Source organism: Flavobacterium sp. (assembly GCF_040383245.1).
GTDB lineage: Bacteria > Bacteroidota > Bacteroidia > Flavobacteriales > Flavobacteriaceae > Flavobacterium.
This window is the reverse complement of the sequence record NZ_JBEIDX010000002.1, coordinates 1-14,094: the sequence shown is the minus strand read 5'-3', so window position 1 is coordinate 14,094 and position 14,094 is coordinate 1. Positions and strand designations below refer to the sequence as shown.

At 33.5% G+C, this 14,094-nt stretch carries 14 protein-coding genes and 2 rRNA genes; 8 read left to right on the top strand and 8 right to left on the bottom strand.

The features are described 5' to 3' along the window. Positions 1–38 precede the first annotated feature (38 nt). Complete coding sequence (locus ABWO08_RS01060) at positions 39–794, top strand: DUF4197 domain-containing protein (protein WP_353083125.1); 756 nt, start codon at positions 39–41, stop codon at positions 792–794. Between the two features lie 148 nt (positions 795–942). Here the strand turns inward: ABWO08_RS01060 and ABWO08_RS01055 are convergent, their stop codons facing one another. From ABWO08_RS01055 to prfA, 3 genes are all read right to left on the bottom strand, one after another. Then, entirely contained in the window at positions 943–1,725 is a 783-nt protein-coding gene (locus ABWO08_RS01055) for an alpha/beta fold hydrolase (RefSeq protein WP_353083123.1), read from the bottom strand. Further along, positions 1,722–2,540 carry an orotidine-5'-phosphate decarboxylase gene (pyrF, locus tag ABWO08_RS01050; RefSeq protein WP_353083121.1) on the bottom strand — a complete coding sequence of 273 codons (819 nt, stop codon included), beginning with the start codon at positions 2,538–2,540 and terminating at the stop codon, positions 1,722–1,724. The genes ABWO08_RS01055 and pyrF overlap by 4 nt, the downstream gene beginning before the upstream one ends. A gap of 142 nt (positions 2,541–2,682) precedes the next feature. Continuing rightward, positions 2,683–3,756 (bottom strand): peptide chain release factor 1, encoded by a 1,074-nt coding sequence (prfA, locus tag ABWO08_RS01045; RefSeq protein ID WP_353083119.1) that lies wholly within the window; start codon positions 3,754–3,756, stop codon positions 2,683–2,685. A 101-nt stretch (positions 3,757–3,857) separates the two neighbouring features. Between prfA and ABWO08_RS01040 the strand changes: the two genes are divergently transcribed. The 3 genes from ABWO08_RS01040 to ABWO08_RS01030 all read left to right on the top strand — a co-directional run bounded on the left by ABWO08_RS01040 (position 3,858) and on the right by ABWO08_RS01030 (position 7,441). Continuing rightward, on the top strand, positions 3,858–4,361 hold the full coding sequence (locus ABWO08_RS01040) for a DUF6265 family protein (RefSeq protein WP_353083117.1): 504 nt from the start codon (positions 3,858–3,860) through the stop codon (positions 4,359–4,361). Positions 4,362–4,532: 171 nt separating this feature from the next. Beyond that, the gene (locus tag ABWO08_RS01035) at positions 4,533–6,707 is read left to right on the top strand and encodes a TonB-dependent siderophore receptor (RefSeq protein WP_353083115.1); all 2,175 of its coding nucleotides are present in this window, start codon (positions 4,533–4,535) and stop codon (positions 6,705–6,707) included. 47 nt (positions 6,708–6,754) lie between these two features. Beyond that, on the top strand, positions 6,755–7,441 hold the full coding sequence (locus ABWO08_RS01030; protein ID WP_353083114.1) for a lipocalin-like domain-containing protein: 687 nt from the start codon (positions 6,755–6,757) through the stop codon (positions 7,439–7,441). A 41-nt stretch (positions 7,442–7,482) separates the two neighbouring features. Here the strand turns inward: ABWO08_RS01030 and ABWO08_RS01025 are convergent, their stop codons facing one another. Beyond that, positions 7,483–8,946, bottom strand: coding sequence for an aminoacyl-histidine dipeptidase (locus ABWO08_RS01025; RefSeq protein ID WP_353083112.1), 1,464 nt, complete (start codon positions 8,944–8,946; stop codon positions 7,483–7,485). Positions 8,947–9,042: 96 nt separating this feature from the next. On the opposite strand from ABWO08_RS01025, the gene ABWO08_RS01020 reads away from it, so the two are divergent. The 3 genes from ABWO08_RS01020 to ABWO08_RS01010 are packed head-to-tail and all read left to right on the top strand — an operon-like array spanning position 9,043 to position 11,281. Next, positions 9,043–10,101, top strand: coding sequence for a DUF3810 domain-containing protein (locus ABWO08_RS01020; RefSeq protein ID WP_353083110.1), 1,059 nt, complete (start codon positions 9,043–9,045; stop codon positions 10,099–10,101). Positions 10,102–10,157: 56 nt separating this feature from the next. Continuing rightward, positions 10,158–10,652, top strand: coding sequence for an RNA polymerase sigma factor (locus tag ABWO08_RS01015; RefSeq protein ID WP_353083108.1), 495 nt, complete (start codon positions 10,158–10,160; stop codon positions 10,650–10,652). Between the two features lie 5 nt (positions 10,653–10,657). After that, the gene (locus ABWO08_RS01010; protein ID WP_353083106.1) at positions 10,658–11,281 is read left to right on the top strand and encodes a DUF8845 family protein; all 624 of its coding nucleotides are present in this window, start codon (positions 10,658–10,660) and stop codon (positions 11,279–11,281) included. On the opposite strand, the gene ABWO08_RS01005 is transcribed toward ABWO08_RS01010, so the two are convergent. Continuing rightward, positions 11,282–12,046 carry a lysophospholipid acyltransferase family protein gene (locus ABWO08_RS01005; protein WP_353083104.1) on the bottom strand — a complete coding sequence of 255 codons (765 nt, stop codon included), beginning with the start codon at positions 12,044–12,046 and terminating at the stop codon, positions 11,282–11,284. It abuts the gene before it with no gap. A gap of 42 nt (positions 12,047–12,088) precedes the next feature. Then, entirely contained in the window at positions 12,089–12,727 is a 639-nt protein-coding gene (locus ABWO08_RS01000) for an NUDIX hydrolase (RefSeq protein WP_353083102.1), read from the bottom strand. Positions 12,728–12,792: 65 nt separating this feature from the next. On the opposite strand from ABWO08_RS01000, the gene ABWO08_RS00995 reads away from it, so the two are divergent. Further along, on the top strand, positions 12,793–13,236 hold the full coding sequence (locus tag ABWO08_RS00995) for a DUF4268 domain-containing protein (protein WP_353083100.1): 444 nt from the start codon (positions 12,793–12,795) through the stop codon (positions 13,234–13,236). A 351-nt stretch (positions 13,237–13,587) separates the two neighbouring features. Here ABWO08_RS00995 and rrf read toward each other — a convergent pair. Together rrf and ABWO08_RS00985 are read right to left on the bottom strand one after the other, a co-directional pair. Continuing rightward, positions 13,588–13,697 (bottom strand): 5S ribosomal RNA (gene rrf, locus ABWO08_RS00990). Between the two features lie 170 nt (positions 13,698–13,867). Then, positions 13,868–14,094 (bottom strand): 23S ribosomal RNA (locus tag ABWO08_RS00985); the annotation flags it as partial.

The following is a 14,094-nucleotide window of genomic DNA, read 5'->3' as shown; positions in this document are numbered from 1 at the left end:
TACTATTTGTATAGACTTGAAAAACAAAATCAATAAGAATGAAAAAAATAATTCTTTTCGCCCTAATTTGCCCTTTTATTGGAATAGCACAATTAAAAACTATACCGAAGAAATTACCTGTAAAACCAAAAGTCACTTTACCAAAAATTAGCATACCAAAAGTTGGAGGTACAGCAAACACGGCTGCAACAATTGACATAGCGGCAGGTTTAAAAGAAGCCTTAAATAATGGAATCACCAAAGAGGTTTCTAAACTAACTGCTGTTGATGGTTTTTTGAAAAATGAAGCGGTGAAAATATTAATTCCAGAGGAATTGCAAAAAGTGGAAAGCACCCTGAGAAAACTTGGAATGGGAAATCTTGCCGACCAAGGAATAACTGCTATGAATCGTGCTGCCGAAGACGCAGTTAAAGAAGCAACTCCTATTTTTGTTTCAGCAGTAAAAAACATGAACATTACCGATGCAAAATCAATTTTATTAGGAAATGAAGATGCCGCTACGGTTTATCTAAAAGGGGCTACAACTAAAGATTTGTATACCAAATTCTCGCCTGTTGTTCAGCAATCAATTGGGAAAGTTGGAGCAGACACAATCTGGAATACTATTATTAGCAAATACAACAACATACCGTTTGTAAACAAAGTAAACCCAGACATTACCGATTATATCACCAATAAATCTATGGAAGGTGTTTTTAAAATGATTTCGGTAGAAGAAAAAAATATTAGAACCGATTTAAAATCGAGAACTTCACCCTTATTACAAAGTGTTTTTGGCTTGTTGAATAAATAATTTAACTATAACATTCGCTTAACACCACATTAATAAAGTGTTATGATATTTGTATAATTATAAATGAGGATTTATAATTTTGTTTGGTTTAGTTAGTAAAAAGATTGCCAGTGCTCGAAGAGCATTGGCTTTTTTTAAATTAATAAAATCAATTTTTCTGAATAAACGCAATCACCGTTTCATTAAAAACAATCGGTTGTTCTACATTCACAACATGACCACAGTTTTTAACAACAAATAATTCGGCCGTTTTTATATGGCTGGCCACCACTTTTCGCACCGAGGGTAAAAACATATAATCTTCTTCTCCCATTACATAAAAAGTAGGAATATTTAACTCTTGCTGGCGAAACCATTTTAAAACCGGGTTGATTTCGGCGGTGAGCTTAAACCAACGAATGAACTCTTTTTGATATAATTTTTTGGCCTCGTTAATAAACAACAAACGCGACTGCTTGTGATTTTTATTAGGCATAATTACAAAAGCAAAAAAGCGGTATAAAACCAAATAAGGCAAAATATACTTGAATGTATTGCCCAAACGCATTAAGATTTGAGACCGGAAATTCATTTTTAAAATAGCCCCACCCATAACCATACTTTTGACTCTATTGGGATGAGTTTCTGCCAACTGGCGAATGACAATTGTACCGAGTGAAATGCCAATAAAATGGGAGGATTGAATTTTTAAATGATCTAATACTTCCAAAACATCTTCGGCGATAGATTGAAAAGTGTATTTTTTATCGAATGTTTTTTTTAATTGCTGATTGGAATCGCCATGTCCACGTAAATCCAATAATAAAACATTAAAGTGTTTTTGAAATTCACGAATTTGCTTAAACCAAATAGACGAACTTCCTCCTGCACCATGCACAAAAGTTACCCATTCTTGCGAATGTTCATTTTTATATTGAGTGAAAGCTATCAAAGAGCGTGAAGTATTTCTTTCATTTCTTGTTGCATTTTCAAGGCTTCTGATCTTGCTTTTTCTGCAAAATCAGCTCCACTGGATGCATAAATAATTCCTCGAGACGAGTTGATTAACAAGCCTATATTTGAACTCATTCCGTATTTACATACCTCCTGCAAACTTCCTCCTTGCGCTCCTACTCCGGGAACTAACAAGAAACTGTCTGGAATTATTTTTCTGATTTCTGTAAAATATTCAGCTTTGGTGGCACCCACTACATACATTAAATTCTGGGAGTTTTTCCACGACTTAGAAGTTTCAATGACGACTTTATATAATTCTTTGCCTTCTACATTTTTGGTTTGAAAATCAAACGCTCCTTCATTAGAAGTCAAAGCCAACATAATAGCGTGTTTGTTTTCAAAAGCCAAAAAAGGCTCCACCGAATCTTTTCCCATATAGGGCGCAACGGTAACCGAATCGAAATTTAAATCCTCAAAAAAAGCTTTGGCATACATGGTCGATGTATTTCCAATATCGCCACGCTTTGCATCGGCAATGGTGAAGATTTCAGGGTGCTTTTCGTTTAAGTAATTTATTGTTTTTTCAAGAGATTGCCAACCTTTTATACCGTACGCTTCGTAAAAAGCCGTATTGGGTTTATAGGAAACACACAAATCGTGAGTAGCATCAATGATTGCTTTATTGAATTCGAAAATTGGATCTTCAAGTTCTAATAAATGCGATGGAATTTTAGTTAAATCGACATCCAATCCGATGCACAGAAAAGAATTCTTGATTTTAATTTGCTCGATAAGTTGCTTAGTTGTCAAGGCTCTTGGTAATTTGTAGTTTGTAACTCGTTATTGCACAAAGTTAGTTTAAAGTTTGGTAACCACAAAAACTCAACATATTCAAAAAACAAAAGCCAAACTATTTCTAGTTTGGCTTTTAAGTATTTATTCTTTTCTGAGTTTACAAAACTTCGCTTTCTTTCAGTTTTTCCATGTTGTTAACCAATTGCAGTTCTTCAACAAATTTTTGAATTTTTCCATTCATCACCCCATCCATATCAAAAACATCCAAACCAATTCGGTGATCGGTTACTCGCCCTTGCGAATAATTGTAAGTTCTAATTTTTGCCGAACGGTCTCCAGAACTAACCTGAGAAGAACGCTTGGTTGCATCTTCGGCTTGTTTTTTGGCTAATTCTTGTTCGTACAAACGCGATCTCAATACATCAAGCGCCTTGTCTTTGTTTTTATGTTGCGATTTTTGATCCTGACATTGCGCTACCAATCCGGTTGGGATGTGTGTTAAACGCACTGCTGATTTTGTCGTATTTACCGATTGTCCTCCAGGTCCTGAAGAGCAAAAGAAATCAATACGAACATCGTTCATGTCAATTTGCACATCAAATTCTTCGGCTTCTGGAAGTACCATAACAGTAGCTGCAGATGTATGTACACGACCTTGAGTTTCGGTTTGTGGTACACGTTGCACACGATGTACACCCGCTTCAAATTTTAAAGTTCCGTATACATCTTCACCGGTAACTTCAAAAATCACCTCTTTAAATCCGCCTGAAGTTCCTTCATTCATATCTACTACAGAAGTTCTCCATCCACGAGTTTCACAGTATTTAGTATACATTCTGAATAAATCTCCAGCAAAAATTGAAGCTTCATCACCACCCGTTCCGGCACGAATTTCCACCATTACATTTTTAGCATCTTCTGGATCTTTTGGTATCAACAAGAATTTAATTTCTTCTTCCAATTGAGGCAATCTTTCTTTTGCTTCGTCCAATTGCATTTTGGCCATTTCCACCATTTCAGCATCACTACCATCGGCAATAATTTCGTTGGCTTCTTCTATATTTCCAGTAACATTAATCAATTCCTCTCTTTTCTCCATTAAATCTTTAAGTCCTTTGTACTCTTGATTTAATTGAACATAACGCTTTTGATCGGAGATCACATCAGGTTGAATAATCAAATCTGAAATCTCGTCAAAACGCTGTTTTACATATTGAAGTCTATCTAACATTTTGTATTCTTTATTTGGAGAGCAAAAATAGTAAATAGTGTTCAGTTGGCAGTGTTCAGTTAGTAGTTTTTTTATAATATTGTAGTATTAATATTTTGACTATGAAAAATACTTTATTCTCCTTACTGATTTTGGTTCTTTTGGCTAGCGTTTCTTGCAATAAATATGATGCTAAAGGGAATCTTATTAAAGAATATAATGAATTGGCAAAAGCCAAATGGCTTGAGGGTGAATGGGAAAAAACAGATAGTTTGGGAACCTTAAAAGAAATTTGGACGCCAAAAAATGACAGCACTTTTGCTGGGCAATCGTATTATATTCAGGATGAAAAAGACACAATTCACAACGAGCAAATTGAATTGATTCAAGATAAAGAACACCTAATTTACTCGGCTACAGTAAAAGGCGAAAACAACAACACCGCTATTCCGTTTCAATTGACCAAAGATGACGACAGTCTGTTGGTATTTGAAAACCCGAAGCACGATTATCCTCAAAAATTGGAATACCGATTACTAAAAAACAAAAGCATTTCTATTGTTGTTTCAGGCAAAGAAAAAAGAAAATTGAGCACAACCACTTATATGTTATCGAAGAAAAAATAACCAAAACACTATTTTAAAAATCATAAACTTGCTTTCGGGCAAGTTTTTTTTATTTATAAATAATTGAAAATTTGGTGGTTATAAATATTATTTTTATTTATTCTAAATAAGTTTTGTAAATTAAAATCTTGAATTTATATTTGCATTATTATTTTTAATAAATCTAAATAAATGAAAAGGGTTGCGCTTTTATCACTGCTTATTTTTACCATTACAACAACTGTCTTCGCTCAAGAATCAAACAATGACGAAGCGTATTATGCTTTAATTGATACCGTAAAAAACATAAAAGGGAAAAGATTAAAGGAAGTAAATGTTGCCTCCTACCCTCAAAAAAACCCTGTGAATATTGGCAAAGCAGGAATAAAATCGATGGATTTGCCTCAAGCTACAGCTATAATTAGTAGCGCTGTATTGACAAACCAACAAACCAATTCCTTGACGGATATTTTAAAAAACACCAACGGAGTTTACATTATGGGAACTACTGGAGGATACCAAGAAGAGATTGCCTCAAGAGGTTTTCCTTTGAGTAGTTCCAATACATTTAAAAATGGAATTCGCTATTTTAATGGTATGTCAATTGAAACTAGTGGTTTGGAAAAAGTGGAATTATTAAAAGGTAGCGCCGCGCTTTTATTTGGAAATGTTGCTGCAGGAGGAATTTTGAATTTGGTTACCAAAAAACCAAAAAATGAATTGGGCGGTGAGATTGGTTTTAGATATGGAAGTTTCAATACGATCAAACCAACTTTTGACATTTATAATTCTATTGGAAAAAATAAAAACATGTCCTTTAGAATCAACGGAAGTTTTGAAAAAGGGAATAGTTTTAGAGATTTTGTTCATTCGGAAAGAAGCTATATCAATCCTTCATTTTTAATAAAATTAAGTGATAAAACCGAATTATTGTTGGAGGCCGATTATATAAAAGACAACAGGACCCCCGATTTTGGTGCAGGAATTTACAATTATGAAATATTGGATTTACCTAGAAATCGGTTTTTAGGTGTAAGTTGGGGTTATTACAACAGCAAGCAAACACTTGCCACAGCTACTTTAACTCATGAATTATCAAAAAATTGGAGTTTGAATTTTATCAATTCCATTCGATTTTATGAAACCGATTTATTTTCAAACACACGCCCTAATCCTGTAATTGGAGGAAATATCACCGCCAATGGAGATTGGACTAGAAGCATTCAGCGCACTGAAAACAAAGACGATTATTTTATCCAACAAACTGATTTGAAAGGGACATTCGCTACCGGAAAAATAAACCATCAATTTTTGTTTGGCTATGATGTTGAAAGTTTCAAAACCTACACAACAGCTTATCAAAATTTCATTAATTATGATGTAATCAATATTTTTAATGATTACAATCCAACATTAGAACCTTTAATTCCAACTTTAAATAAAAACACTTTAACAAGTACACCAATTAATCGATTTGGAGTTTATATTCAAGATTTGGCCCGCCTATCTGATAAGTTTAAATTACTAGCAGGAATTAGATACAGCTATCAAGATACTAAAAATGAGGTGCTTTCCTACGCATCAAACAGCACATCAATTTCAACAAATTATGATGGCGCTTTTTCACCTCGATTGGGATTAATTTTTCAACCTTCTGAAAATTATTCGGTGTTTGCTAGTTATTCGAATTCTTTTGAAATTAATACCGGTCAAGACGCACTTGGAAATGCTTTGAAGCCGTCACTTATTGATCAATATGAAATTGGGATTAAAACGAAAATTCTAAAAGACCGCTTGTTTATTAACCTTACGGGTTATCAGATTACAAATGAAAATTTCTATCAGCAATCCTTAAACAATGGAAACACTTATTCGTATATTAAAGTATTGGCTGGCGAAGTACAAAGTCAAGGGATAGAATTGGATATAGTTTCCAATCCATTTAAAGGATTATCACTTATTGCTGGATATAGCTTTAATGAAACAAAATACATTAAGAGTTCTTATTTTATTGAAGGGAGTCAATTGAAATACAACCCAAAAAACACTGCAAATTTCAATATTAATTATAATTTTGAAGGAAGAAAACTAAACGGATTATCGGTTGGATTAATTAATACTTATTTTGGAACTCGCTATGCAGGAAGACCTACACGAGTACAAATTGCTAATGACTCGAGAAAATTAATTTATGTTCCTGATTATTTTCAAATAGATGCAACGATGGCCTATGCCTATTCAAATTGGACCATTCGGGCTAAAATCAGCAATTTGTTAAACGAATTAAATTACAACATTCACGATGACAACAGCTTAAACCCCATTGCACCAAGAAATTATTCTATTACACTTACATACGATTTTTAATAGGTAACAAATACTCTAGTTATATTAAATAAGAAAGTAAAAAGAATATGATTAACAAAAAAGATATCATAATAATTGGCATCACTTCAATATTACTAACGGTAATTGGTTTTATTTTGGACTTTAATGAAAGGATTCCTAATGTTTTATTGAACATTTACGAAATGCTTATTATGTCGGCAATAATTTTCAATATGATTTCAATAATTTACTTTCCAGTTAAACTTATTATTTATAAATTCAGAAAGAGTAAGTTTTTTTTAATACTTGAAGATAAAATTCTAATGACTTATTTTTTTATTTTTGGAATCCAATCCAATAAATTAATAAACAGTATGAAAACCATCAAATTATTTATTTCGTTAGTTTTTTTGACCTTGATTTCCTGCAACAATACTGATGCAGATGACACTCCAAACACCTTAGTTGGAACATGGAAATACACAGAAATGTTGGCAGATCCCGGCAATGGAAGTGGTATCTTTACACCGGTAACTAGCTATAAAACCCTAACATTTGACGCTAATGGAAATGTAACTTCTAATGGTTCTTTGTGCGATATGTCTACAGCATCGAATGCAAGTTCAACTGGAACTTATACTGCGGCGAACAATACACTAATCCCTTCTAGTTGCCCAAATACAACAATTATTTACGAATTAACAGGAACAACATTAATACTGAATTATCCGTGTATTGAACCTTGTAAAGCTAAATTCATCAAAGTACCTTAATAAAAAAGCTCCGAAATGAATCGGAGCTTTTTTTTATAATCTTAGTTCTTAACTGGAATATTTTCTAAAATCTCCAATACAAATTTCCAGAATTTTTGAGAAGAAGAAATACTTGCTCTTTCATCAGGACTGTGTGCTCCATGAATGGTTGGACCAAAAGAAATCATGTCCATATCTGGATAATTAGTCCCTAGAATTCCGCATTCTAATCCAGCGTGACAAGCAGCCACATTTGGTTTAGATCCGTTTTGTTTTTCGTAAATCTTAACTAAAAGATCCAATATTTCTGAGTTTACATTTGGCGTCCATCCTGGGTAACTTCCTGCAAAAGTCACTTCACAACCAAACAACTCATAAGCAGCACGCAAAGCATTTGCCAAGTCCATTTTAGAACTTTCAACCGAAGAACGTGTTAAATTTTGAATCGTGATTTCGCCGTCTTTTACAATTACACGTGCAATATTATTAGAGGTTTCCACCAAGTCTTTAATATCTACACTCATACGATATACACCATTATGAGCCGCGTAAATTCCTCTAATAAAACCTTCTTGCACTCCTAAATCCATTACTTTACTTGGTAAATCAGCTTTAGTAATTTCAATAGTTAAGTTGGGCTCCATAGTTTTATATTCGGCTTGAATATCACTAATTACTTCTTGCATATCAAATGCAAAAGCTTCGTCATACATGGCTGCCACAATAATTTTAGCAGTGCTTTCTCTAGGAATTGCATTTCGCAAACTACCACCTGAAATTTCAGCGATTTGCAATCCAAAATTCTCAAAACCGTCCAATAATAAACGGTTCATTATCTTGTTAGCATTCCCTAGCCCTTTGTGAATATCCATACCCGAGTGACCTCCGTTTAATCCTTTTACGGTAATCGTATATCCTACAGAACCTTCGGGAGTTTCTTCTTCATTGTAACTTCTATTTGCCGTAACATCAATTCCACCGGCACAACCAATACCTATTTCATCATCCTCTTCGGTATCCATATTCAAAAGGATTTCTCCTTTTAAGATTCCGCCTTTTAAGTTTAATGCTCCGGTCATTCCGGTTTCTTCATCGATGGTGAAAAGTGCATCTATTGCGGGATGTTTAATTTCTTTAGATTCTAAAATAGCCATCATCATGGCAACTCCAAGTCCGTTATCGGCACCAAGTGTAGTTCCACGAGCACGAACCCAATCGCCATCCACATACATATCAATTCCTTGGGTATCAAAATCGAAATCAGTATCGTTATTTTTTTGACACACCATATCCAAATGCCCTTGAAGTACAATTGGCTTGCGGTTTTCCATTCCTGGAGAAGCTGGTTTTCTTATAATTACGTTACGGATTTCGTCTTCAAAAGTTTCTAAACCTAATTTATTTCCGAAGTTTTTTATGAATTCAATTACACGCTCTTCTTTTTTTGATGGACGCGGAACTGCATTTAGATCGGCAAAATTATTCCAAAGCGCTTTAGGCTCTAGGTTTCTTATTTCTTGGCTCATTCTTATTGTTGTTTGTTATTTTAGGTTACAAAGTTACAAAGTTTAATTTCTTTGCGAATTGATTTGTGATTATATTTACAATTCGATTATAGAAATATGAAAAGAAAATACCTACTTCCAGCTTTATTAGTTCTTCAGATTGTATATCTGAAACTAATTGCTTTTTACCCCGAAGTGGTAGAACAATATTATAGTAACGGATTGTATGTAGGCATATCCTATTTCATGCGAATTGCACTTGGGTGGATTCCATTTTCTGTGGGTGATTTATTATATGGAATTGCTATTTCATTCTTATTATTTCAATTATGGAAAACCAGAAATTCTTGGAAACAAAATTGGAAAACTAATTTACTTCAAATTACGAGTTATCTTTCGGTCATATACTTTGTGTTTCATTTATTTTGGGGATTGAACTATTATCGGGTTCCTTTATTTGAAAAAATGCACATAGAACGCGATTATTCAGATGCGGATTTAGAAAATTTCACTCAACGATTAATTGCAAAAACCAACGAAATCCACTTTGAAATTACTCACAATAAGAATCAAAAAGTAATCAACCCTGAGAGCATCGAAGCAATTTTTATTTCGAGTTCAAATGGTTATGAAAATTTACAAAAAGAATATCCATTTATTTATTCTCATCCAAGCAAAAAGCAGTCGCTATTTAGTTTACCACTTACCTATATGGGATTTGCTGGTTATTTGAATCCATTTACCAATGAAGCACAAGTAAATTACAAGTTGCCACGATTTAGTTTACCCAATGTGGTTTGTCACGAAATGGCCCATCAAATTGGATATGCAAGTGAAAGTGAATGCAATTTTATTGGCTTTTTGGCCGGGATAAAAAACAAGGATTTGTATTTTCAATATTCGGCTTATAGTAATGCACTAAAGTATTGCTTGCTAAATATTGCAATGAAAGATGAAGCTAAATTTATTTATTTAAAATCAAAAATTAATCCCGGAATAGTAAAAAACTATAAAGAAAACGATGCCTTTTGGAAACAATACGACACGATTATTGATAAAGGATTTCATGCTTTTTACGATCAATTTCTAAAAATGAATCAACAAAAAGACGGAATGGAAAGCTACAGCAAATTTGTGAATTTGTTAGTGAATTATTATAATAAGAAACCATTATAGAATACAATGTAAATTATTCTGTAACAAATTTTAGGATTTGATTACTAATTTAAAGTATGAGTGAAAATTTGGAACTTTTATTTGTGAAGCAACTTAAGGACAATCAAAACATTGTCCATAAAATTTGCCGTCTTTACACAAATAATGAAGATGCTCACAAAGACTTATTTCAAGAAATCACCATACAATTGTGGAAGGCTTTCCCAAAATTTAGAGGCGAATCTAAATTCTCGACTTGGGCATATCGAGTGGCATTAAACACTGCAATTACACTTTATCGAAAAAACACCAGAAGTATATCCACTGTAAATTACGAAACGGTAAGTTTCAGTATTAGCCAGGAAGATTACAACCCCGAAGAGGAAGAACAATTAAAGTTAATGTATCAGGCGGTTCAAGGACTAAATGACATTGAAAAGGCTTTAATTTTCATGTATTTGGAAGACAAAGATTATGCTGAAATATCAGATACATTAGGTATTAGCGAGGTAAATGCGAGAGTAAAAATGAATAGAATTAAAGGAAAATTAAAAAAAATATTAAATCCGTAGATAGCATGAAAGAATTGGATTTATTAAAGAAGGCCTGGAAAAAAGATAATACGTCATTTGAACAATTATCTGAAGGGACTCTTTATAATATGATACACAAAAGATCATCTTCCATTGTGAAGTGGATTTTGATTATTAGCATTTTGGAATTTATTGTTCTAAGAGGCACCGACTTATTTATGTTACTTGATGAAAAGTACAAAAAAGAAATGGTTGTAGCTCATTTGTATAATTTTGAAGTAATTATTACAATTATTAATTTCATTGTATTAACCTTTTTTATTGCGCTATTTTATAAAAACTTCCAAGTAATAAATACAGGTTCTTCAATAAAAAAGCTAATGAAGGACATATTGAACACAAGAAAAATAGTAAAATATTATGTATGGTATAATTTATTATTAGTATTCTTTTCAAGTACAATTGCAGTTTACTTTGAAGTAAAAAACAATTCTAGAATTAATATATTATTCACAAAACATGAAGGACTATTTATAGTAGTTGGAGTTGCCATTATAGCATTTTCTTTGCTTTTATTTTGGCTTTTCTACAAACTATTGTATGGTATATTATTAAACAAACTAAATAATAACTTTAAAGAACTATCAAAGATAGAATTTGAAGAATAATTAAGCTTCAATAGGAGCTACCTTTAAAAAGGAAGGGTGCTGCTCGATTGCAAATTCAATTTTCTCTACGATATCTTCAATAGTATCGTGATCATAATCAATTTGCAAGGGTTCTTTAACTATAAATGATTGAAGTATATTTTTCTTTTTTAATCGCAATCCTTTTTTATCAAAAGACCTTCTAAAACCGTCAATTACAATAGGAACAACAACAGGTCGATGTTGCATAATAATATGTGCAGTTCCTTTTCTAACTGGCTTAAAAGACTTGGTTGTACCTTGAGGAAAAGTAATTACCCAACCATCTTGAAGTGCCAATTTAATATTTTCGGTGTCATTAGGGTTCACTTCTCTTTTTTCTTCAACATCTTTTCCACCTGCGCGCCAAGTTCGCTCTACAGTAATTGCGCCTACATAGGCAAGAATTCTTGGCAATAAACCTGCTTTCATTGTTTCACTAGCAGCAACATAATAGATATTCATTTTTGGTTGCCAAATATACCCCACATTCTTAATGGTATTTTCTCGACCAGAGAGACTCGCATTAAAAACATGGAACATAGCAACTACATCAGCAAAATAAGTTTGGTGATTGGATATAAAAAGAACATTTTTATCAGGAAGACTTCTAATTATCTCTGATCCTTCTATTTGCAAATCGTTAAATCCTCTGTAACGTCTATGGGTAATACAACCAAAGATGCGTATTAACCACTTTTTAATGAATAAAATATGTCCGAAAGGATTTCGCTTTAGCAAGCCCATAATAATCTAAATAAAAAGCAAACATACAAAAAAAGTAAAACTTTAAAGCACCACTTTCAATACATCTTTTAATTCACTTAACATCATTGCAGTAGCTCCCCAAACAACGTGCTCTTCAAATTTAAAGACAGGAACTTCAAGAGATTTTGCATAAGAAGTATCCATTGTCATAGTAGAAATTATAGCATCATCCAAAAAAGTTTTTAAAGGGACTTCAAGAATTCCAGCTACTTCTTCTTGTTGCAAAACAAATTCAATTTCTACATTACATACACCCATAAAAGGGTAAACCAAAAAATCACTTGGTGGAATATATAACGGAGTAAAATTTCTAATTATATTTATTTTATCTGGTGTAACACCAATCTCCTCAAACGTTTCCCTTAAAGCAGTTTCCTGAAAATTAGTATCTAATTCTTCAACTTTACCTCCCGGAAATGCTATCTGTGAGGAATGCACTCCAGGGTAAGAATTTCGTTTAATTAATACTAAATGTGTATTTCCTTCTTTTGGGTAAAACAACATCATTACAGCGGCTTTTTTTGCCGTCAAACTACTATAAATAGGTTCTTGTAACGATTTAATCCGTTCCAATGGAGCCATTTTAATATGAGAAGAAATGGAAGGTAATTCAACTTCACTTATTGCAGAAAGCGATTCAAAAAAGTCCTTAAAAGTCATAAAGTAAACTGTAATTATTCCTAAATTTACCAATAAAAAATAAATTACCCAAATTATACCTAATTATGTTCAGTAAAGAAGAAAGTTTATTTATAAAAAAAGAATTTTGGGTACAATTTGCCGAAGCTTATCCAAGAAAATGGCTTTTATACAATACTAAAATTAAAGATGTTTCCTTCAAATTTTATATCGACAATAAAAAAGCGCAAGTTTCACTAGATATTGAAACCAAAGAAGAAGAGAAAAGAAAAATTTACTTCGAAAAAATACAATCCCTACAAACAATCCTGCTGGAGGAATATCTTCCTGAAGCAATTTTAGAAGGAAATTACTACCTAGAAAGCGGAAATGTAATTAGCCGAATTTGGGTTGAAAAACTGGGTGTGAGTTTAAACAACAAAAACACTTGGCCAGAAATTTTTGATTTCTTCAATGAAACCATGTCACAGTTTGAGGTATTTTTCTACGAATACCAAGATTACATCAACGATCTAGAACTTAATACCTAAATTATATTTGGGCGTGCCCCTCTGGGTCGGGCTGTTCGCTATAATCTTTGTTTCACAAAGGATTTTCACTTCCATCCCTCACGCGAAAATGAGATTGCTAGAGCATTTGCAATAATTAATAGTTACAATTAGCAAACAACTAAAGCAGATGAGATTGCCACGTCGTTCCTCCTCGCAATGACAAGGCGGCGAACCGAGCTAAAACAAAAAACTCCAATCTTTTGCTTCGCCAGTTCGCTACGCTCGTGTCAGATTGGAGTTTTATAAAAAAAGGCGGCGACACGAACGCAGTGACTGCGCCGAACCGTGTAAAAACAAGAAAGCCTGTTCAAATGAACAGGCTTTCCAAAAAAAAGGCGGCGACATACTCTCCCACATAACTGCAGTACCATCTGCGCAATCGGGCTTAACTTCTCTGTTCGGAATGGGAAGAGGTGAGCCCCGACGCAATAACCACCTTAAACTTTTGGTTCAGGGTTTTGGGTTCTAGGTTTTGGGTTATTACCCTACACCTTATACCTAAGACCTTGCACCGCGCTATCAAGCGCAAATATCTTAACATACTGAGATAAAGAAAAATGTCATCCTGTAAAGGAAAGAAAGTTTGCTGCGCCCCGAAGGGCGCAAGCGTTACACATAAACTTACGGGTTATTAGTACTACTCGACTATGACATTACTGCCTTTACATCTATAGCCTATCAACGTTGTCATCTCCAACGACCCTTAAAAGAAATCTCATCTTGTGGTGGGTTTCGCGCTTATATGCTTTCAGCGCTTATCCCTTCCAAACGTAGCTACTCTGCGGTGCTCCTGGCGGAACAACAGATACACCAGAGGTTTGTCCAATTCGGTCCTCT